Raw genomic sequence first — 22,816 nt, 5'->3', positions numbered from 1 at the left:
CACGTGTCTGAGGCATAGGGCCATCAGTTGCAGCTACTACTAGGATTGCGCCGTCCATCTGTGCAGCACCCGTGATCATGTTTTTAACATAGTCAGCGTGTCCTGGGCAGTCTACGTGTGCATAGTGACGTGTAGGCGTGTCGTACTCTACGTGAGAAGTCGCGATTGTGATACCACGCTCACGCTCTTCTGGTGCGTTATCGATTTGATCGAATGCTTGAGCTGAACCACCGTAAGTCTTAGCTAGTACAGTAGTGATCGCTGCTGTTAGAGTAGTTTTACCGTGGTCAACGTGGCCGATTGTACCAACGTTAACGTGCGGTTTCGTACGTTCAAACTTTTCTTTTGCCATTTCTCTATTTTCCTAAGTTAAAAGTCCGACCCGACAAGGACCGGACCGAACCTTCAATAAGATTAAAGTCTAGATTCAATAATCGCTTGCGCAACGTTATTTGGCGCTTCCGAATAATTGAAAAATTCCATTGAGTAAGATGCACGGCCTTGCGTTTGTGAACGCAAGTCTGTGGCATATCCAAACATTTCTGACAGTGGCACTTTTGCACGAATAATTTTAATTCCTGCTACCCCGTCTTCCATGCCTTCAATCATACCGCGACGACGATTCAAGTCGCCGACAACGTCACCCATCCAGTCTTCTGGTGTAGTGACTTCCACTTTCATGGTCGGCTCTAGTAAGACAGGATTCGCTTCTGAAGCCCCCTTCTTAAAGCCCATCGACCCAGCGATTTTAAACGCCATTTCAGAGGAGTCAACATCGTGGAATGAACCATCGAATAAAGTAGCCTTAACATCAAGCACAGGATATCCAGCTAGGACACCATTGCGCATTTGCTCTTGAATACCTTTATCTACAGCCGGAATGTATTCTTTTGGAATCACGCCGCCCACAATGTCGTTAACAAACTCGTAACCCGCGCCTTCTTCAAGTGGTTCAATACGAAGCCATACGTGACCGTACTGGCCTCTACCGCCCGATTGACGAACGAATTTCCCTTCCACTTCGACTGATTTACGAATTGTCTCACGGTAAGCAACCTGAGGTTTACCTACGTTACACTCAACGCTGAATTCACGTTTCATGCGGTCAACGATAATGTCTAAGTGTAGTTCACCCATACCAGAAATTATCGTTTGTCCTGACTCTTCATCTGTACGAACTTGGAATGATGGATCTTCTGCGGCAAGTTTGCCTAATGCGATACCCATTTTTTCCTGATCTGCTTTCGAACGCGGCTCTACCGCGATAGAAATAACAGGATCTGGGAATTCCATGCGCTCTAGTGTGATGATGTGGCTAGGGTCACATAATGTGTCACCCGTCGTCACGTCTTTTAGACCGATTGCAGCCGCAATATCGCCCGCTCGAACTTCTTTTAGTTCTTCACGGTCTTTCGCATGCATCTGTACAATTCGACCAAAACGCTCACGTTTGCCTTTAACCGGGTTATACACTGTGTCACCCGTGTTCACGACACCTGAGTAGCAACGGAAGAATGTCAACGTTCCAACAAATGGATCAGTAGCGATTTTAAACGCTAGCGCTGAGAAAGGCTCTTTATCGTCAGCATGACGTTCGCCTTCAGACTCATCTTCGTTAACACCTTTAATGGCTGGAATATCCACAGGTGAAGGCAAGAATTCAATCACTGAATCCAATACCGCCTGTACACCTTTATTTTTAAATGCCGACCCGCAAGCAGCCAATACAATTTCATTGTTCAGCGTGCGCTTACGCAGACCGTCTTTTATCTCTTGTTCTGAAAGCTCTTCGCCTTCGAGATATTTGTCCATTAGCTCTTCAGAAGCCTCTGCGGCAGCTTCAACCATTTCTGTACGAAGTGCTTCAGCGCGATCTTTAAGATCTGCCGGAATTTCTTCGTACGTGAAGGTCATACCCTGGTCTTCTTGATTCCAGTTTATGGCTTTCATTTTGAATAGGTCGATAACGCCTTTGAAGTTCTCTTCTGCACCAATGTTCAATTGAATAGGTACACAATTGGCACCTAAACGTTTACGTATTTGATTTACTACGCGTTCAAAATCTGCACCTGCTCGGTCCATCTTATTAACAAACACCATACGTGGAACGTGGTATTTGTCAGCTTGACGCCATACAGTTTCAGATTGAGGTTCAACACCGGAGGAACCACAAAATACAACAACAGCACCATCCAATACGCGCAAAGAACGCTCTACTTCGATAGTGAAATCTACGTGCCCTGGCGTGTCGATAATATTGATGCGATGCTGATCAAACTGCTGTTGCATACCTGCCCAAAAGCAAGTAGTTGCAGCAGAAGTAATTGTGATACCACGTTCCTGCTCCTGCTCCATCCAGTCCATGGTGGCTGCGCCATCATGAACTTCACCGATCTTATGAGAAAGACCGGTGTAGAATAGAACACGCTCAGTGGTGGTCGTTTTACCCGCATCAACGTGAGCAACAATACCGATATTGCGGTAGCGCTCAATTGGGGTCTTTCGAGCCATTTCGTCCTCTCAGCTTGGTGTTGACTACCAACGGTAGTGAGCGAATGCTTTGTTCGCTTCAGCCATACGGTGCACGTCTTCACGCTTCTTAACCGCAGAGCCTTTGTTCTCAGACGCATCTAGCATTTCTGCTGCAAGACGCTGAGCCATTGATTTTTCGCCACGTTTACGCGCTGCTTCAACCAACCAACGCATACCTAGTGCGTTACGACGAACTGGACGAACTTCTACAGGTACTTGGTACGTAGAACCACCAACACGACGAGATTTAACCTCTACTGTTGGGCGGATGTTTTCCAATGCATCTTCAAATACATCTAGGTGAGCCTTGCCAGTTTTTTCAGCAACAATATCAAGCGCGCCGTAAACGATTTTTTCAGCAGTTGACTTCTTGCCGTCTAGCATGACGACGTTCATAAATTTAGCAAGTAGTTGTGATCCGAACTTAGGATCAGGTAGGATTTTACGTTGACCTACGACTCTTCTTCTTGGCATCTTAAATTCTCCGTGGGCTTCAGGATATTCCCCAAAACTCTAATTAAAAACTTTAGTTTGGCCTTACTAACGGAGAACCGTTAAGACTTAGGCCTTTTCGCGCCGTACTTAGAACGGGCTTGACGACGATCGCTAACACCAGCACAGTCAAGCGTACCGCGAACTGTGTGATAACGAACACCTGGTAAATCTTTAACACGACCACCACGGATAAGAACAACGCTGTGCTCTTGTAGGTTGTGGCCTTCACCACCGATGTATGAAGAAACTTCAAAACCGTTGGTTAAACGAACACGGCACACTTTACGAAGTGCTGAGTTCGGCTTCTTAGGAGTGGTTGTATATACACGAGTACATACACCACGTTTTTGTGGGCAAGCTTGCAGTGCTGCTACATTGCTTTTAGCAGCAGGCTTTCTGCGTGGCTTACGCACTAACTGGTTAACTGTTGCCATTAACTAGCTCCTGGTTAAAAAACTACTGAAATAACCCATATATGAACACGTGAGGGGCGAAAAGACCCTGCTAAAGGTCAACCTCATTTGTCTTATGGGGCTTGGAATTTTAGGCGTTCCAAAACAAAAAAACCGCCACCCTAAACTTGATTACCAAATTTCGGGTCGCGGAATTCTAATGACCAAACTTTAACCTGTCAAGTGGATCCTGCCGCTATCCTAAAATTAGTGGCAGGATACTTTTACGGCTGGCGAACCAGCCGCGGTATAAAGTGGTCTCTCCGTCTTATTACTCGTTTCCAGGTGTATCTTCTACACCGCCCATCGAGCTTTCAGCAACTTCAGCGTTAAGCGCTTCAGTTAGCGCTTGCTCTGCTTCAGCAGCAGATACTGACGGATCTTCAAATTGATCAGCCATGCGCGCTTCTGCACGACGTTTGTGATAAGCGAAACCTGTTCCAGCTGGAATCAGTCGTCCAACGATTACGTTTTCTTTCAGACCACGTAATTCGTCTTCTTTACCCTGAACCGCAGCTTCTGTAAGAACTCGTGTAGTTTCCTGGAACGATGCAGCAGAAATAAATGACTCAGTTGACAACGAGGCTTTAGTAATACCTAGCAACTGTGTCTCATATTTCGCAGGCATTTTGCCTTGCTTCTCTAATTCACGGTTTGCAATCTTAACAGCCGATACTTCAACTTGCTCACCTTCAAGGAACTGGCTATCACCAGGACTTGTGATAAGACACTTACGAAGCATCTGACGAATAACCACTTCAATGTGCTTATCGTTAATTTTTACACCCTGTAAGCGGTAAACTTCCTGAACCTCGTTCACGATGTAGTTAGATACCGCAGAGATGCCACGCAATCGAAGGATGTCATGTGGAGACTCTGGACCGTCAGCAATAACTTCGCCACGCTCTACTGTCTCACCCTCGAATACGTTAAGCTGACGCCACTTAGGAATCATCTCTTCGTATTGATCACCTTCTTTCGGCGTGATCACAAGGCGCTTCTTACCCTTAGTTTCTTTACCGAAACCAATGGTACCTGACACTTCTGCAAGAATTGCTGGCTCTTTAGGCTTACGCGCTTCGAACAAATCAGCAACGCGCGGTAGACCACCCGTGATATCACGAGTCTTCGAGCTTTCCTGAGGAATACGTGCTAATACGTCACCGGCATTTGCCGTGCTGCCTTCTTTCGCTTCAATAGTAGTAAAGCTTGGAAGACGAATTTCCTGCAGACCCACTTCATCACTTTCAAGAATTAACTTAGGCTCTTTTGCATTTACCTTAGCCAAGTCTTTTACAACGATACGCGTAAGACCTGTCAGTTCATCTTGTTGAACTTCAGTGTTACTGTCGTCGATATCTGCAAAGCTGATCTTAGCAGGACGCTCAGTAATAATTGGGTGTGAATGCGGATCCCAGTTAGCTACGATGTCGCCAGCCTGAACTGCACTACCTTCGTCAACAGAGAGCATTGCACCGTAAGGTACTTTATAACGCTCTTTCTCACGACCCTGTTCATCAATGATCGTAATTTCTGTTGAACGTGAAACGATAACGACTTTTTCGTCTACGTTGCGAACAAATTTCGCATTGTGTAACTTAAGTGTACCGGCTGTTTTAATTTGTACGCTATTTTCAGCTGATGCTCTTGATGCCGCACCACCGATGTGGAACGTACGCATCGTAAGCTGTGTACCTGGCTCACCGATTGACTGTGCCGCAATAACACCTACTGCTTCACCGATACCAACCATGTGACCACGTGCTAGGTCACGACCGTAACACTTACCACATACACCGAAGTCGTTATCACACGTAATAACAGAGCGTACATTTACCTGATCTACGGAGTTGGCTTCAAGTAGGTCTACTAGTTTCTCGTCTAGAAGGACGTTACGCTCAATAAGTACTTCTTCAGTACCAGGCTTAAGTACGTCTTCAGACACGGTACGACCTAGAACGCGTTCACGTAATGGTTCAACAACGTCGCCACCTTCGATCAATGGCGTCATTTTAACGCCTTCGAACGTGCCACAATCTTCGTTGTTAATAACCAAGTCTTGTGCAACGTCAACCAAACGACGAGTTAGGTAACCCGAGTTCGCTGTTTTCAATGCTGTATCGGCCAAACCTTTACGCGCACCGTGGGTTGAAATAAAGTACTGAAGTACGTTAAGACCTTCACGGAAGTTTGCGGTAATAGGTGTTTCGATGATTGAGCCATCTGGCTTAGCCATCAGACCACGCATACCCGCTAACTGACGAATCTGTGCGGCACTACCACGAGCACCGGAGTCGGCCATCATGTAAACTGAGTTAAATGATTGCTGCTCTTCGTTTTCGCCGTCGCGGTTAACAACTGTCTCAGACTTCAAGTTGTCCATCATGGCCTTTGCAACTTTTTCGTTGGCGTTCGACCAGATATCGATAACTTTGTTGTAACGCTCACCCGCAGTAACAAGACCTGACTGGAATTGTTCCTGAATTTCGTGAACTTCTGCTTCTGCCCCTTCGATGATGTCTTTCTTCGCATCTGGGATAACCATGTCATCGATACCAACAGACGCACCCGCGATCATCGCGTAATGGAAACCGGTATACATGATTTGGTCAGCAGCAATAACCGTGTCTTTTAGACCCAAGCGACGGTAACAGGCGTTAAGAAGACGTGAAATCTGCTTTTTACCCATCGGTTGGTTAATCAATTCAAACGGTAAGCCTTTTGGCAAGATCAACGACAAAATAGCACGACCAACAGTAGTATCTGTTAGGGTAACTTTTTCTGTTTTGTTTCCGTCTGCATCGATATCGAATTCAGTGATTCTTACTTTAACACGTGCGTGCAATTCCGCTGTTTCTGTGCGGTATGCTTTTTCAGCTTCGTGCGGGCTGGTGAATACCATGCCTTCGCCTTTACCGTTAATACGGTCACGCGTTAGGTAGTAAAGACCCAATACAACGTCCTGTGAAGGTACGATGATCGGCTCACCGTTCGCAGGCGATAGAATGTTATTGGTAGACATCATTAACGCACGAGACTCTAACTGAGCTTCGATAGTTAATGGTACGTGTACCGCCATTTGGTCACCGTCGAAGTCAGCGTTATACGCAGCACACACAAGTGGGTGTAACTGGATTGCTTTACCTTCGATTAGGGTAGGTTCAAACGCCTGAATCCCCAAACGGTGAAGTGTAGGTGCACGGTTAAGTAATACAGGGTGTTCACGGATGACTTCATCAAGTACATCCCATACCTCTGGCGCTTCACGTTCTACTAATTTCTTCGCAGCTTTAATCGTTGTTGCTAAACCACGGCCTTCTAACTTGCCGTAAATGAAAGGCTTGAACAACTCCAATGCCATCTTCTTAGGAAGACCACACTGGTGAAGACGAAGAGTAGGACCAACGGTAATTACGGAACGACCCGAGTAGTCAACACGCTTACCTAGAAGGTTTTGACGGAAACGCCCCTGCTTACCTTTGATCATGTCTGCTAGCGATTTAAGAGGGCGTTTGTTAGAGCCCGTGATCGCACGTCCGCGACGACCGTTATCAAGAAGCGCATCTACCGCTTCCTGTAGCATACGTTTTTCGTTACGTACGATAATATCAGGTGCAGCAAGATCTAATAGACGCTTCAAACGGTTGTTACGGTTGATTACACGACGGTATAAATCGTTCAAATCAGATGTAGCAAAACGACCACCATCTAGTGGTACAAGTGGACGCAAATCAGGCGGCAATACTGGAAGTACTGTCATGATCATCCACTCAGGCTTGTTGCCTGATTGCTGGAACGATTCAAGAAGCTTAAGACGCTTCGTAATCTTTTTACGCTTCGTTTCTGAATTGATGCTTGGAAGTTCTTCGCGCATTGCTGCAACGTCAGAGTCAACATCAAGGGCTTTAAGAAGTTCGAATACGGCTTCTGCACCCATCTTCGCTTCAAATTCATCACCATGCTCTTCAAGCGAATCTAAATATTCTTCTTCAGTTAAAAGCTGGCTACGCTCAAGCGTTGTCATACCTGGCTCTGTTACCACGTATGATTCAAAATAAAGTACACGTTCGATATCACGTAATGTCATATCAAGCATCAAGCCGATACGAGACGGAAGTGATTTCAAGAACCAAATGTGAGCAACGGGTGATGCTAGTTCAATGTGACCCATGCGCTCACGACGCACTTTAGTCAGTGTCACTTCTACGCCACACTTTTCACAAATTACACCACGGTGCTTCAAACGCTTGTACTTACCGCACAAACATTCATAGTCTTTTACAGGACCGAAGATACGCGCACAGAACAAGCCATCACGCTCTGGCTTGAACGTACGGTAGTTAATGGTCTCTGGCTTTTTCACTTCACCATAAGACCAAGAGCGGATCATATCCGGTGACGCAAGTCCGATTCGAATATTATCGAACTCTTCCGTCTTGTTCTGTTGCTTAAGAAACTTTAATAAGTCTTTCACATTTCTCTCCCAGCGGAGTCAATTTCAAAAGCCCGAGCACCTTACATGCTCAGGCTCTCCAATCTAAAGCTCAGTCGAGCGCTTATTGCTCTTCCAGTTCGATGTTGATACCTAGTGAGCGAATTTCTTTCAACAATACGTTGAAAGATTCAGGCATACCAGGCTCCATGCGGTGGTCGCCATCAACGATGTTCTTATACATCTTCGTACGACCATTCACGTCATCGGACTTCACCGTCAACATTTCTTGTAGAGTATATGCAGCACCATATGCTTCTAGTGCCCATACTTCCATCTCTCCGAAACGCTGACCACCGAACTGTGCTTTACCGCCCAACGGCTGCTGTGTTACCAAGCTGTACGATCCTGTTGAACGAGCGTGCATCTTGTCATCAACCAAGTGGTTCAGTTTGAGCATATACATGTAACCAACCGTTACTGGGCGCTCAAACGCACGACCTGTACGACCATCGAACAAGGTGATCTGTCCGCTTTCTGGAATATCAGCTAGCTTAAGAAGCGACTTAATTTCAGCTTCTGTTGCTCCGTCGAATACTGGTGTAGCAACAGGTAAACCTTTACGCAGGTTTTCTGCCAGACGACGAACTTCGTCATCAGTAAAGCTGTCGATGTCTACTTCCTGATGTGATTCACCTAAGGTGTACACTTCTTTCAGGAATTCACGCAACTTAGCCAATTCTTGCTGCTCTTTGATCATGCGATCAATTTTCGCACCAATACCGTGGGCAGCCATACCTAGGTGAGTTTCCAAGATCTGACCAATGTTCATACGCGATGGTACACCCAGCGGGTTCAATACGATGTCTACCGGTGTGCCGTTTTCATCGTAAGGCATATCTTCTACTGGCTGAATCGTTGAGATAACACCTTTGTTACCGTGACGACCGGCCATTTTATCACCAGGCTGGATATGACGTTTAACAGCAAGATACACTTTAACAATTTTAAGTACGCCAGGATTAAGATCGTCACCCTGAGTAATCTTGCGACGTTTAACTTCAAATTTGTTATCGAAATCCGCTTTGATTTCACCAAACTGCTCAGCAATTTGGTCAAGATCAGTTTGCGCAGCTTCGTCTTGAAGTGGAATGTCGAACCATTTCTCACGCGGCATTGCTTCAAGCTTGCCTGCGTCGATACCTGCTTTCACCAACGTAGAGTTAGCACGAGCAAAAATACCGTCTGCCAAGATATTAAACTCGTCAGAAAGGTCTTTCTTCACTTGGCGAAGTTGCATGTCTTCAATTTCAAGCGCACGCTTGTCTTTCTCTACGCCATCACGCGTAAATACTTGAACATCGATAACCGTACCATGAACAGAGTTAGGTACACGTAAAGAAGTATCTTTTACGTCTGATGCTTTTTCACCGAAGATAGCACGTAGTAGCTTTTCTTCAGGCGTCAGTTGCGTTTCACCTTTAGGCGTTACTTTACCTACTAGGATGTCGCCGCCCTTCACTTCCGCACCGATGTAAACAACACCAGATTCATCAAGCTTAGACAGTGCTGACTCACCTACGTTAGGGATATCAGAACTGATTTCTTCAGGACCTAACTTCGTATCACGCGCTACACAGCTTAATTCTTGGATGTGAATTGTTGTGAAGCGATCTTCTTGTGCCACGCGCTCAGAAATCAAAATCGAGTCTTCGAAGTTATAACCATTCCAAGGCATGAATGCGATACGCATGTTTTGACCAAGTGCCAACTCACCTAAATCGGTAGACGGGCCATCAGCCAATACATCGCCAGCAACGATTGGATCACCTACACCACAAGTAGGACGCTGGTTGATACAGGTATTCTGGTTAGAACGCGTATACTTAGTCAGGTTATAGATATCGATACCTGCTTCACCCGCAACCATTTCTTCTTCGTTAACTTTTACAACGATACGGCTAGCGTCAACAAAATCGATAACACCACCACGTTTCGCTACAACCGTTACACCAGAGTCAACCGCAACGGTTTTCTCCATGCCTGTACCAACAAGTGGCTTATCAGCACGCAATGTAGGAACGGCCTGACGTTGCATGTTCGCACCCATCAATGCACGGTTAGCATCATCGTGTTCTAGGAACGGGATAATGCTTGCAGCGATAGAAACGATCTGCTGCGGTGAAACGTCCATGAATTTGATTTCTTCGATCGGCATCAATGTGGTTTCACCACGGTGACGACATGGAATCAAGTCATCTACTAGACGGCCGTTTTCGTCAAGCGCTACGTTAGCCTGAGCGATAGCATACTGGCCTTCTTCGATAGCAGATAGGTAATCAATATCATCCGTTACCACGCCATCTACGATTCTACGATACGGTGTCTCTAAGAAGCCGAAGTCGTTAGTACGTGCGAAACTTGCCAATGAGTTGATTAGACCGATGTTCGGACCTTCAGGGGTTTCGATAGGACACACTCGACCGTAGTGAGTGGGGTGTACGTCTCGCACTTCGAAGCCTGCACGTTCACGTGTTAAACCACCTGGGCCTAACGCAGAGATACGGCGTTTGTGAGTCACTTCTGACAACGGGTTGTTTTGGTCCATGAACTGAGAAAGCTGACTTGAACCAAAGAATTCTTTAACCGCAGCAGAAATAGGCTTAGCGTTGATTAGGTCTTGAGGCATTACATTATCAAGATCACCTAGTGACAGACGCTCTTTTACTGCACGCTCAACACGCACTAAACCAACTCGGAACTGGTTTTCAGCCATTTCGCCCACGCTACGAATGCGTCGGTTACCTAAGTGGTCGATATCATCTACTTCGTCTTTACCGTCACGAATAGCGATTAGCTGCTTCATAACTGCGATGATATCTTCTTTATCTAGCGTACCAGAACCAATCAGTTCTTCGCGACCAAGACGACGGTTAAACTTCATTCGACCGACAGATGAAAGATCATATCGCTCGTCAGAGAAGAACAAGTTGTCGAATAGTGTTTCAGCAGCGTCTTTAGTTGGCGGCTCACCCGGGCGCATCATACGGTAGATTTCTACCAATGCTTCCAAACGGTTCGTTGAGCTGTCAATACGCACGGTGTCTGAAATATAAGCACCGTGGTCAAGCTCATTGATGTAAAGGGTTTCAAAGTTATTGATGCCCGCTTCACGAAGCGCAAGAAGATTTTCAAGAGTTAACTCGTCGTTAGCATTAACAACAACTTCACCCGTATCTTCATTGACATATGTCTTCGCGAATACTTTACCAATTAAGAATTCTGCTGGCACTTCTAGCTCTGTAACACCGGCTTTCTCAAGCGCACGGGTGTGACGAGCTGAAATACGACGGCCTGTTTCAACAAGCACATTGCCTTCGCCATCAAGAATATCGAATTGCGCAGTTTCACCACGCAAACGATCTGGAACGATGTCCATCATCAAGCGATCTTTGGTGATACGTACGTTGTCATTTTCAAAGAACAACGCAAGAATTTCTTCTGTGCTCAACTCAAGTGCACGCAAGATAATAGTCGCAGGAAGTTTACGACGACGGTCTATACGTACGAATAAGTTATCTTTCGGGTCAAATTCGAAATCAAGCCATGAACCACGGTAAGGAATAACACGTGCGTTATACAAAACCTTACCTGACGAGTGCGTTTTACCTTTGTCATGATCAAAGAACACACCCGGAGAACGATGCAGCTGAGAAACGATAACACGTTCGGTACCATTGATAACGAATGTGCCGTTTTCGGTCATGAGTGGGATTTCACCCATGTACACTTCTTGTTCTTTAATGTCTTTTACTGTGCCTGGTGCTGCTTCTTTATCGAATAGCACTAGACGCAACTTCACTCTCAACGGAGCAGAATAAGTGACACCACGAATTTGGCATTCTTTTACGTCGAATACCGGCTCACCTAGTCGATAGCTCACATATTGGAGCTCAGAGCTACCAGAGTAACTCTTGATGGGGAATACAGAACGGAAAGCCGCTTCCAATCCATATTGACCGTCTACGTCGACGTCAATAAACTTTTTGAATGAATCAAGCTGAATTGAAAGAAGGTACGGTATTTCCAATACCTGCGGGCGTTTGCCAAAATCCTTACGGATACGTTTCTTTTCGCTATAAGAGTAAACCATGGGTTCCTCAGCCTGCTGATTTTTGACCCAACTTGTAAGACAGGGCGCCCCATCTTACAAACTTCCAGCACCCTTTATTAAGGCGCATTCTGACAAGCATACACCAACTTTGATTAAATTTTCATCTAACTTGTTGGTTTTGTGTCAATTTTAAATGCGTTAGCGCGTTTTATACAGGCTTGGCGAAAAAGGGTGTAAATGCCAAGACCTACAGCGCAAAAAGGCTGGTGACCAAATAATCACCAGCCTATGCCTAATTAGGCGAGTAAAATGTCGTCAGACAAATTACTTAACTTCAACTTCAGCGCCAGCTTCTTCAAGCTGCTTCTTAAGTTCTTCAGCTTCGTCTTTAGAAACTGCTTCTTTGATCGCTTTAGGTGCAGACTCAACAAGCTCTTTAGCTTCTTTAAGACCAAGACCAGTCGCGCCACGTACTGCTTTGATAACAGCAACTTTGTTACCGCCAACGCCAGCTAGTACTACGTCGAATTCAGTCTTTTCTTCTGCAGCAGCTTCGCCGCCAGCAGCAGGTGCAGCTACAGCTACAGCTGCAGTTGCTTCAACGCCGAACTTTTCTTCAGCTGCTTCGATTAGCTCAACCAATTCCATAACTGGCATTTCAGCAATCGCGTTCAAGATATCTTCTTTAGTTAGAGCCATTTTCTCTAAACTCCTGGGTTATATGTTAAAAATTCAAAATTCCAAAAACGAAAATTATTTTTCGTCTTTGATCGCCGCCAATACACGCACAAATTTGGTAGGTACTTCGTTGATTGTTTGAACGAATTTGCCCACCGGTGCTTTGAAGGTTGCAAGAAGTTTTGCAAGTGCTTCGTCGCGGGTCGGAAGTGATGCAACAGCGTCCAATTTCTCAGGACCAAGTAGACCACTACCAATTGAAAGTGCAGTTACCTTTAACTTGTCATTCCCTTTCGCGTAGTCTTTGAAAAGACGCGCGGCACCGCCTGGTGCATCAATAGAGAAGCCGTAAATTAACGGACCAGTTAAAGCACTGTCGATGTCAGCAAACTTAGTATCTGCTAAGCCACGCTTTGCAAGAGTGTTACGTACAACCTTTAGGTATACGCCTTGCTCACGAGCTTTTACACGCAGATCAGTAAGTTCTGCAACTTCCATCCCACGGTATTCAGCGACGGCAACGGATAGAGCGCGAGACGCAACTTCATTTACTTCAGCTACGATCTCTTTTTTTGCTGCTAAACCTAGTGCCACTGAGTTCACCTCTTTAATTAACTACACAGCCAGTAACCTAAATTACTTTTTGTGTAGCGTTTTAAGATTGATAAAGCGTATCTACTACTTTCGTAAACAGATTAAGCTTTACCGCTCTACGGTGTTCGTTATCCCCAGAGAGTCTGAGTCGAAACCACCGTCTGCGCAGGCAATAAATTAAGTAAACGTATTGATAAATGCTCTCTAGCTTCATTTATCCGATTACACCTGCGGTCTAGGACGGGAGTCTTGATAAACAAGACTCCAACCCAAAACCAACTTGAGAGAGGAGCGTTGCTCCTAAGCTATATGCCCTAACAAGTCAGAGCATGAAATTCTATTACTGAATGCCCAAAGAGCCTTGGTCAACAGATACGCCAGCACCCATAGTAGTGCTTAGGCTAATTTTCTTGATGTATGTACCTTTAGCAGAAGAAGGCTTAGCTTTCTTAAGTGCTTCAAGTAGTGCAACAAGGTTTTCTTGAATCTGGTTAGACTCAAAAGCAATCTTACCGATGCTAGCGTGAACGATACCGTTCTTATCGTTACGGTAACGAACCTGACCCGCTTTCGCATTTTTAACTGCTGTAGCAACATCTGGTGTTACTGTGCCAGTCTTAGGGTTTGGCATAAGACCACGTGGACCAAGGATTTGACCAAGTTGACCTACAACGCGCATTGCATCAGGAGAAGCAACGACTACGTCAAAGTTCATTTCGCCTTTTTTCACTTGCTCAGCAAGATCTTCCATACCAACAACGTCAGCACCTGCTTCTTTAGCAGCATCAGCGTTTGCACCTTGAGTGAACACTGCAACGCGAACATCTTTACCCGTACCGTTAGGTAGTACAGTTGCACCACGAACGTTTTGGTCAGATTTACGTGCATCGATACCAAGATTTACCGCTACGTCTACGCTTTCAGCGAACTTAGCAGTAGCAAACTCTTTCAACAAAGCAACCGCTTCGTTGATATCGTATTCTTTTGTCGCGTCAACTTTTTCACGAATTGAACGCATTTTTTTAGAAAGTTTAGCCATCTCTTAGTCCTCTACTACCAAGCCCATGCTGCGAGCAGAACCAGCGATAGTGCGTACAGCAGCATCTAGGTCAGCAGCAGTTAGATCAGGTTCTTTAGTTTTCGCAATTTCTTCCAACTGCGCACGCGTCACTTTACCCACTTTTTCAGTGTTAGGACGACCAGAACCACTCTTGATGCCAGCAGCTTTCTTAAGAAGGAAAGACGCAGGAGGCGTTTTTGTTTCGAACGTAAAAGAACGGTCTTCGTATACAGTAATCTCTACTGGTACTGGAGCACCTTTCTCTAGGCTTTCTGTTTTTGCGTTGAACGCTTTACAGAATTCCATGATGTTAACACCGTGTTGACCTAGTGCAGGACCAACCGGAGGACTAGGATTTGCAGCACCTGCCGCAACCTGTAGCTTAATTAAGCCGGTAACTTTCTTAGCCATGATAAATCTCTCAAATTTGGGTTAAACGCCTCGCAAACACTGAGTGATGTATGCTCAAACGGCTTCCCATCTAATAAAAGGGTCGCGAATTATAGTAGAATAATCCACTCTCTGCAACACAAAAACGCATATTTTTTGAACTTTTTGGCGGCAGAAAAAATAAACGCTAAATTCTACACTATTGTGCCTCTGTGCGCACGCAGTAATTGAATAAATCAATAGGTATGACTATCGCTAGTCACACACTTCGATAGAACAGAATCATATAGCAAGTATAAAGAAAGACCTGCCTCACATCTGTGTGGTTTGGTGTTAAATGGAGAAAATTGAAAGACCTCCAGAGTCTAATCAGCAAGTTGCAAGGCCGCATAAAATCACCTAGTCTAGCTGAAAACAATAAGGAAAATAAAAGTAGGGTGGTCACCATTAATCATTCGCAGGGCACACAAGAAAGTTTGAAGGATTTTTCTCCCGAAAAGGTCATTCAACGTATCGAAAGTGGTGACAAATCCGCAGAACAAAGTCTCGTCAGTTATTACTGGAGAGGGTTACTGTATGTTCTAAATCGACACACTCAAGATTCGACACTTGCGAATGACATCGCGCAAGATACTTTCATCACGGTTATTACAAAAGCGAGGAAAGGTGAAATCACCTCTCCATCCGGATTAGCATCGTTTATTCGTCAAGTCGGGATTAATCTGACCATCGCCTATTATCGCAAAGCAGGAGTAAGCAAAACTGACGCCTCGGAAGATATTGATGTGAAATTTGCGGATAATACCGTCTCTCCGACGGAGCGAATTGGCCAACAACAGCTAGTAGAGATCGTGGTAGAAGTCATTCAAACACTTCCCACTGAAAGAGACCGTGAGCTCATCACATCCTATTACTTACACAATACACCTAAGCAAACCCTTTGCAGCCAACTATCTCTTACGCCTGAGCACTTTGATCGTGTGTTATACAGGGCAAAGGAAAGGCTAAAATTGACCTTGAGTTCACGGCTAAATTTAGACGTCTCTCATACCACGTTGTCTCACTTACTCTCCCTCGCAATCGTGAGCACACTCACCCATTCGCTAATAGCGAGCTCCGTAAAACAGACTCCTGAACAGGTGACACACAGTGAAGTGGGAGAATTTTATTCCTCTTCGCACTTACCATACAGCAGGATAAAAGATTCTGACTTACACACGTTCGAAGTAAACACTATAGGAGCCTACCGTGACGAATACACCAACAAGTGAATTCAATAACGATTTAAACGATTTGCTCCACCGCTATCACAAGGGAATGCTGACGCCGGAGGAAGAAATTGAATTTGAAACTCGCTTAATCAGCGACCCAGCACTCCTTCACGAGATGGAAATTGAAGCGCTTCTTCACAAATACATGCCTGAAGTTCAGAAATTAAGGCAGCCAGTCACTAGCAAAGTTGCCTCTATAAAGTCACGAATTAGCCAATATAGCTGGCAAGCTTTGGCTGCATCCATACTCGTATTTTCTCTATCGGGTTCTTATGTTTTTAAGGTTTACCACTCTCAAAATGATACGTTTACCGCGACATCAAGTGTGGTATTTCTGGAGACCGTACGCTCTTCCTCCCAGCCCATGGCTGTATTTAAGAAGCGCCCAGGGGCAGAATCTTTACTCGTATTTTGGCAAACTCGCCCACTATCTAAAGCACAATACACCATAGATGTAACAACCGCTTCTACGACAGAATCCGTTTATTCGACTACGATAAATGTAACAGACGAGCATGGCGAAATTGCTATAATGCTACCCACTGACAAATTACACGGCAGTGAATATCAAATTCGACTCTTTGATAAGCAAAAAGAAATCATTGCTGAGTCGCAATTTAAAATCGAGTAGCTGGGACAAATTATGCGTAACGGACTACCACTTCACCTACAGCAAAATCTTCAGCACACTCATCAAGCCCCCTCTATAGGTACCTTAGTTGATCTAGGCATTGCCATGCATGAAGCAGACACCAGCGGTGAGGGGCGATTTATAAAAGCAGGTTATACGTATTTGGGACAGTTTATTGATCACGATATGTCTAAACTCTCCACCTCGAATACACCCGTAGATGCTAACCACGGGGTTGAAAATGCCGTCAACCACGCGACACCGCAGCTCGACTTGATGTCGATGTATGGTACTGGTTTTAACGATATAAGCGCGCCCGTAAATACGACAACCGGGCATTTGAGGCTATCTCCCATACTTGACTCACAAGGTCGAATCGATCATCGTCGCCTTTACGATTTACCTAGAAGAGCAGATAAAACGGCCATCATTCCTGATCCACGCAACGATGCACATTTGTTGCTCGCCCAATTTCATACTTTGTTCATGCGCTTTCACAATAAGGTGGCATCAATTTTATTTCCATTTACTCATAATGGAGAAGCCACCTATCAACAAGCCAGAGCTTACGTGATTGAAAGCTATAAACACATTATTGTTGAGGACTTCTTAAAAACAATTCTTCACCCTCAAATCTGGGCCTTTTATTTTGACAAACCCGCAAGCCAGTTGCACTGCTATTGGAATAAGGATACAGAGAGTGGACTTCCTTTAGCCTTCAATGGTGCCGCATTTCGATTTGGTCATGCCATGGTCAAAGATGCCTACTTTCTTAACAGTCAATCTGACAGAGTGACACTCAGTGATCTCTTTTTATTCACAGGGAAGAACAACCTAGGTGGATACCATCATCTTCCTGAATGGCTAACCGTAGATTGGTCTATGTTCTTCTCACCACATGCACAGCAGGCAAGAACAATCAAACCAAGTACAATCATTGAAGTACCAGATAAAGCGTGGCCGAATGGACAACTTGCCATTGTTAACCTGCTAAGAGGGCGAGCATTAAACTTACCTGATGCATGGACAATGATAAAAGAAATAAAAGCCACATTACCTAATGATATCCGCCCGCTACTCAAAGCTATACCTAAAGACAAGATATTCGATAAAGGGCTAACTAACTTTAATCACATTCCAAACAAACGCGACATTATTGATTCTCCTCCGTTGTGGTATTACGTGCTAAGAGAGGTGAAAGCGCTCGGCAAACGGAAACATCTTGGTCCGCTAGCCAGCTTCATTGTTGGCGATACGTTTGCAAAATTGCTCAAAAGAGGCAAATGGAAAGGCCAACATTACCCTGAACAATTGCAGACACCCACTAAATCCATCACAGCATTACTGGATTTAGTCGGAAAAGATTAAGGAACCTACGATGAATACTATGAGTGATTACACTGACTTTAACGGAAAATGGCAGTTCCACGACAAGGATATACGTGGCGATGAAGGTAATGCCGCTTATTACCCTACTGAAGAGCACCTTTTTTATGCTGTTGCCAACCATAAAGGTGTATCGACCTTCAAAGTGGATAGCGACGGCAATGCTGAATTTATGGACTGTGCTGGTATTGCGTCAAAGGATTTGCCGTCGGCGGTGATATATAGCATTGAAGATCATAAAAATGGGAGAGATCATCTGCTTGAAGCCACGTACGTGGAGAGAGAAAAAGACAAAAGCTTTATGGTGCATTATTGGTTTTGGTCAAACAATATCGAAAATGTCGAAATCAAAAAAGATATGTCGAAAAAAGATGTTATTTCTTTGTTTAATGCCGCGTATCAAGATGACATAAAGACAAAAGCGAATGGCCAATCAACCGAGCTGCATGCTTCTGAGGTGAGTAAAACCAAACTTCCTGTCGCGTATTCAAAATGGCAGTGTGTCAATAACATGTAATGTGGAAAAAGTGAGAAGCAGTTGAGATACCTCCTTTCTCTTTGGCTTTTCACGGCGAGTAGTTGGGGAATGGTATGCCCGGAAACCTTCAAGAACTGGCCGCTGGAAAGTGAAATTATTTTACAACCTGTCGGGGGCGTGTTGGTGTCTCAATCAGAAGGAGATATCGTATTACGCTCACCTACAGGTACTGTATTCGATTTTCCTTCTAAGACCGCAAACCATGAATTTGCACTCAATCATGGCTCCTCATCTTCACGCCACCCTTGGTGCCTTTACAAGAAACAGATACAAAACTCAAATGTGCTCCCCGCTCCTATTGAGCTGATTCCATTGTCCTCAAAAGATACGTCAGATTTACTCGAAGAAACCAACCGCTTATGGCAAACAAAACGCAAAACTGCGCGTGTCACCGCGGCTGCAATATTGGCGGGTCTATTTGAAAAAGTACACATGCAGGAAGGCGCTTTACGAGACTTCATTGCCCAGAATGTCGCTGCTGCTTACTTTGATATATTCGAATATCAACAAGCGTTAAATTTTATAGAAAAGTCTCGTCCAATTTATCCCATCCATACAACGACAGGCCAACACTTAACGGTTATTGAGAGTCATATTTATTTACGTCAGGATCGTGCAACAGAAGCAGAACAGAAACTCAGCAACTTAATCACACAGTTAGAAGCACAACCACTGACACGGATGGTTTTAAACTTACGTGTACAAGCGACGTCAATGCTTGCAGAAGCGAAATTAATTTTAAATAAAACCATGGAGGCTAAGGCGCTTCTTGACACCGCCATTGTCTCCCTATCAAAAGAGAACCTAAAGTCTGCGTTGTCACCGGATATACTGGCAACACTCTATGACAACGCTGGATATTTATATATTAAGTTATCTAATGAAAATACGGTGCGTCGTCCCGAACTGTTGAAGAAAGCGCTGGATATGGAGTTTGAAGCACTAGCTTCTGGTTTAACAGGCGTCAGTCAAACTCGCAAGGCGATTTTACACAGTAACATTGGCTGGGTTTTCAAAAGCTTGGGCGCATTAGACAGCGCACAACGAAACTACCTTATTGCGCTATCATTACTTGGCGACAATGACGATGAACAACGGGAGTCTGTTATTTATCGAAACTTAGGGCGCACTTACTTGGCGCTGGGCCTTTACAGTAAAGCCATCATTTATTTAAAACGCGCGCAGGAACTGACTTATAACCAAACACCGGTTTGGAATGCCCGAATTGACTGCTTTCTGGGTGAAGCATACCTTGCATTACGTAACCAACAACAAGCCGCTATCGCAGCTACGCGCTGCTTAGATTTTTTCTCTACAACGACTTCGTCGGCAGATGATTTGGCGCGAGCATTAACTCTTCAGTTTTATTTATTGAAAAACGAAGGCTCCGAGCTAACCGCACGGGATGCGATTGCAACACGCTTATTTCATGTGATGGGCGCCATTACTGATAATGACGTTTTAGCCAATGCACTTCAGGCAAAAGGAGAATACCAATGGATGAAAAGTAACGCAAGTTCAGCACTTACTACGCTCTCACAGGCTATTGATATCGCCAAAACCAGCGCAGATCCAACGCTAGCAATCAAAATGCAAATGCACCTAACGCACAAACTCATAGAGAGTAAAAATGTCTCACAAGTGGAACACACTATTAACGAAACCACAGCGTCTATTATTCAAACACTTTCAGAGATAGAGCCCTTTGAGTTAGGCCCTGCTTGGAGCGGCACCGTCGATGGATTCTTTGCTACGGTTATTAGTTATTTCATTGCCCAGAATTCCCCACAATCTATTCAGAAAGCATTAGAAACCAGCGAACTGATTCGCGGTATCAACCTAAAACGCGCGGTATTTCATGAACGTCGAGAGGTTAACGAGAATACCCAAACGACGCTCGACAAAATAAGTGCTTTGTCTACGCAAATTATAAGTCATCAAGATACCCAGTATGATTCTTTATCTCTGGCACTCAACATCGAAACCGATTTGCTGAAACTTAAGCATCACTCTGGCCCGAAAAGTCTATCGCAGCGTGAGGTTGAACATTACCGAAGCCTCACACCTCACGCGTTACCAACAGATACTGTTGGTATTACCCCACTCAATGCTAAAGAGATACTGTCGATACTGAGTCCCAGCGAGATGGGGGTGCACTACCTTGTTAACCAAAATACGATTGGTGCTTTTTTCGTGTCATCTCAAACTATAGAGTATAAGCACATAGGCAGTGTTGACGAGTTAAGTAAACTCAATGATCTCGCTTTAGAGGCCATCGCATCGAGAAGCTGGAGCGTGGCCGACCGACTCTCTGAATTGGGCAAGGCGCTATTCAAGCAAATAGACATTACCCGTTTTGATCAAATTTATATCGCACCTCACCAGTTTCTTCATAATGTACCGTTTTCGGCACTGTATCTTGAGGCATTCAATGCATCATTAGGAGAATTGGCATCGGTGACAATGCTTCCATCATTATCCAGTAAAACCTTACATAAGCCTCGAACTTCCTCGGCTGAATCTTTTAATGTCGCTGTGTTTACCGACCCTTTTATTAGCCATAGTAGCGGTAAAGAAAACTGGTTGAGTTCTCTTCCTTCATTGCCGTGGTCCAAATTAGAAGCGACACATTTAAAAACGCTATTTGGGGAGGAAAGCACTGTGTCGTTTTCAGGTCATCGCGCCAATCGCAAACATTTACTTACACAGCAAAGTCGCAATGCGACAATTCTACACATTGCCACTCATAGTTATTTCAATGAAGAATCTCCTCTTAACGTAGGATTCACCCTCGCAACAGAAGATGAGTTTGGCATCAAAGATCCAGGCTTTGTGACATTTTCTGAGTTAAGCCAATATCCTTTTTCCAATCAGCTCGTCATGATCAACGGTTGTCAAACCGCGTTAGGTATCAATGCACACGGTGAAGGATTAATGAGTATGGCGAGGAGTTTTTTGTCTTCCGGCGCTGAAAATGTTGTCGCAACACTATGGCCCGTTTCTGACCGCGCATCTTTAACCTTCATGGCCTACTTTTATGATGCGTTAAGCGAAACAGGTTCTGTTAGTGAAGCGCTCGCACGCGCAAGAAGTAACATGCGTAACAACCGACGGTTTGCACATCCATTTTACTGGGCTGCATACACACACTACTCCATTACAGGTATACATACGATTTCAATTCCTGACTGACATGCACTGATTCGAGCACAAATCACAGGTAAAAATTTCAGAATCAGTGAAGTATTTTCTAATTCATGCAAGATGTAATGATGTTATTTTCAGATATATCAACACCTTATAAGTTGGCATTATCTTTTCATGATAGAAAGTTCTTTCGTAACTCAGTAAGGATTAAAATGGCTATCATTACAATTCCCTCACCAGGCTTTGGTACTTTCCGTTTGAAAGGGACTGAGGTCAAACAAGCGACAGAACATGCTCTAGAGGTAGGCTTTCGTCATATAGATACAGCGCAAATTTACGACAATGAAGCAGATATTGGTGATGTGCTCTCGCAAAGTAACGTAGACAGAGAGGATATTTTTCTCACGACCAAGGTATGGTTTGATAATTTTACTAAAGATAAATTTATAGACAGTGTTGATCAATCCCTTGAGAAGCTACAAACCGACTATGTAGACCTTTTACTCATTCATTGGCCCTCTCCCGATCATCAAGTTCCTATGTCTGAATACTTGCCTGAACTTGTATCATGTATGCATAAAAGTAAAACACGCTCTATCGGTGTGTCTAACTTTACACCACAACTCATTGAAGAAGCGGCAGAGGTCATCGGCAAAGAGAATATCTTGGTGAATCAGGTAGAAGTGCATCCTCTGTTTCAAAACCGCCACACGGTGGATTACTGCAATAAACAAGGTATTCAAATCGTCAGCTATATGCCGCTGGGCAACGGTGAGGTGGTAAAAAATAGCCTAATGTCGAAAATAGCGAAGAAATATAATGTATCGCCCGCCACCATTGCGATCGCATGGCAGTTACAGCAGGGGCTAATCCCAATACCAGCATCCACGAGTAAGGCGCATTTAGCGGAAAACTTTTCGGCGCGAAATATCAGGCTAGAAAAAGAAGATATGGATGCCATCAATGAACTGGACACCAACCAGCGAATGATAGATCCTGACTTTGCGCCCGACTGGTAATCTACGTCAGACTTAATTGCATTCATCGTCAGTATGTGGCGTTCAATCAAGATGTTAATACATTAGGTGAGACGCCA

At 44.6% G+C, this 22,816-nt stretch carries 16 protein-coding genes; 6 read left to right on the top strand and 10 right to left on the bottom strand.

Features of this window, described 5'->3' with window-relative positions:
* The 10 genes from OE749_RS17030 to rplK form a co-directional block, all read right to left on the bottom strand.
* On the bottom strand, positions 1–352 hold a 352-nt coding region (locus tag OE749_RS17030; RefSeq protein WP_263713688.1), incomplete at its 3' end, for a GTP-binding protein.
* A 62-nt stretch (positions 353–414) separates the two neighbouring features.
* The gene (fusA, locus tag OE749_RS17025) at positions 415–2,511 is read right to left on the bottom strand and encodes an elongation factor G (protein WP_263713687.1); all 2,097 of its coding nucleotides are present in this window, start codon (positions 2,509–2,511) and stop codon (positions 415–417) included.
* A gap of 24 nt (positions 2,512–2,535) precedes the next feature.
* Positions 2,536–3,006: a 30S ribosomal protein S7 gene (rpsG, locus tag OE749_RS17020; RefSeq protein WP_263713686.1), complete on the bottom strand. Its 471-nt coding sequence runs from the start codon at positions 3,004–3,006 to the stop codon at positions 2,536–2,538.
* An 80-nt stretch (positions 3,007–3,086) separates the two neighbouring features.
* The gene (gene rpsL / locus OE749_RS17015) at positions 3,087–3,461 is read right to left on the bottom strand and encodes a 30S ribosomal protein S12 (protein ID WP_263713685.1); all 375 of its coding nucleotides are present in this window, start codon (positions 3,459–3,461) and stop codon (positions 3,087–3,089) included.
* 289 nt (positions 3,462–3,750) lie between these two features.
* Complete coding sequence (gene rpoC / locus OE749_RS17010; protein ID WP_263713684.1) at positions 3,751–7,953, bottom strand: DNA-directed RNA polymerase subunit beta'; 4,203 nt, start codon at positions 7,951–7,953, stop codon at positions 3,751–3,753.
* Positions 7,954–8,035: 82 nt separating this feature from the next.
* The gene (rpoB, locus tag OE749_RS17005; RefSeq protein WP_263713683.1) at positions 8,036–12,064 is read right to left on the bottom strand and encodes a DNA-directed RNA polymerase subunit beta; all 4,029 of its coding nucleotides are present in this window, start codon (positions 12,062–12,064) and stop codon (positions 8,036–8,038) included.
* Positions 12,065–12,349: 285 nt separating this feature from the next.
* On the bottom strand, positions 12,350–12,724 hold the full coding sequence (gene rplL, locus OE749_RS17000; RefSeq protein WP_263713682.1) for a 50S ribosomal protein L7/L12: 375 nt from the start codon (positions 12,722–12,724) through the stop codon (positions 12,350–12,352).
* A gap of 54 nt (positions 12,725–12,778) precedes the next feature.
* Positions 12,779–13,297: a 50S ribosomal protein L10 gene (gene rplJ, locus OE749_RS16995; RefSeq protein WP_263713681.1), complete on the bottom strand. Its 519-nt coding sequence runs from the start codon at positions 13,295–13,297 to the stop codon at positions 12,779–12,781.
* A gap of 340 nt (positions 13,298–13,637) precedes the next feature.
* On the bottom strand, positions 13,638–14,336 hold the full coding sequence (rplA, locus tag OE749_RS16990; RefSeq protein ID WP_263713680.1) for a 50S ribosomal protein L1: 699 nt from the start codon (positions 14,334–14,336) through the stop codon (positions 13,638–13,640).
* 3 nt (positions 14,337–14,339) lie between these two features.
* The gene (gene rplK, locus OE749_RS16985) at positions 14,340–14,768 is read right to left on the bottom strand and encodes a 50S ribosomal protein L11 (RefSeq protein WP_026376737.1); all 429 of its coding nucleotides are present in this window, start codon (positions 14,766–14,768) and stop codon (positions 14,340–14,342) included.
* A 326-nt stretch (positions 14,769–15,094) separates the two neighbouring features.
* Here rplK and OE749_RS16980 point away from each other — a divergent pair, with 326 nt between their 5' ends.
* The 6 genes from OE749_RS16980 (at position 15,095) to dkgB (ending at position 22,739) form a co-directional block, all read left to right on the top strand.
* Positions 15,095–16,018 carry an RNA polymerase sigma factor gene (locus tag OE749_RS16980; RefSeq protein ID WP_263713679.1) on the top strand — a complete coding sequence of 308 codons (924 nt, stop codon included), beginning with the start codon at positions 15,095–15,097 and terminating at the stop codon, positions 16,016–16,018.
* Positions 15,996–16,649, top strand: a complete 654-nt coding sequence (locus OE749_RS16975) for an anti-sigma factor family protein (protein WP_263713678.1) — start codon at positions 15,996–15,998, stop codon at positions 16,647–16,649. The genes OE749_RS16980 and OE749_RS16975 overlap by 23 nt, the downstream gene beginning before the upstream one ends.
* 12 nt (positions 16,650–16,661) lie before the next feature.
* Positions 16,662–18,017: a peroxidase family protein gene (locus OE749_RS16970; protein WP_263713677.1), complete on the top strand. Its 1,356-nt coding sequence runs from the start codon at positions 16,662–16,664 to the stop codon at positions 18,015–18,017.
* Positions 18,018–18,027: 10 nt separating this feature from the next.
* Complete coding sequence (locus OE749_RS16965; protein WP_263713676.1) at positions 18,028–18,552, top strand: hypothetical protein; 525 nt, start codon at positions 18,028–18,030, stop codon at positions 18,550–18,552.
* Positions 18,553–18,573: 21 nt separating this feature from the next.
* Positions 18,574–21,765, top strand: a complete 3,192-nt coding sequence (locus tag OE749_RS16960; RefSeq protein WP_263713675.1) for a CHAT domain-containing protein — start codon at positions 18,574–18,576, stop codon at positions 21,763–21,765.
* A 167-nt stretch (positions 21,766–21,932) separates the two neighbouring features.
* Entirely contained in the window at positions 21,933–22,739 is an 807-nt protein-coding gene (dkgB, locus tag OE749_RS16955; RefSeq protein ID WP_263713674.1) for a 2,5-didehydrogluconate reductase DkgB, read from the top strand.
* Positions 22,740–22,816 lie beyond the last annotated feature (77 nt).

The sequence above is a fragment of the Fluctibacter corallii genome (assembly GCF_025751585.1).
Lineage (GTDB): Bacteria > Pseudomonadota > Gammaproteobacteria > Enterobacterales > Alteromonadaceae > Fluctibacter_A > Fluctibacter_A corallii.
Note: the sequence above shows the minus strand (reverse complement) of the source record. Positions and strands in the feature narration are given on the sequence as shown.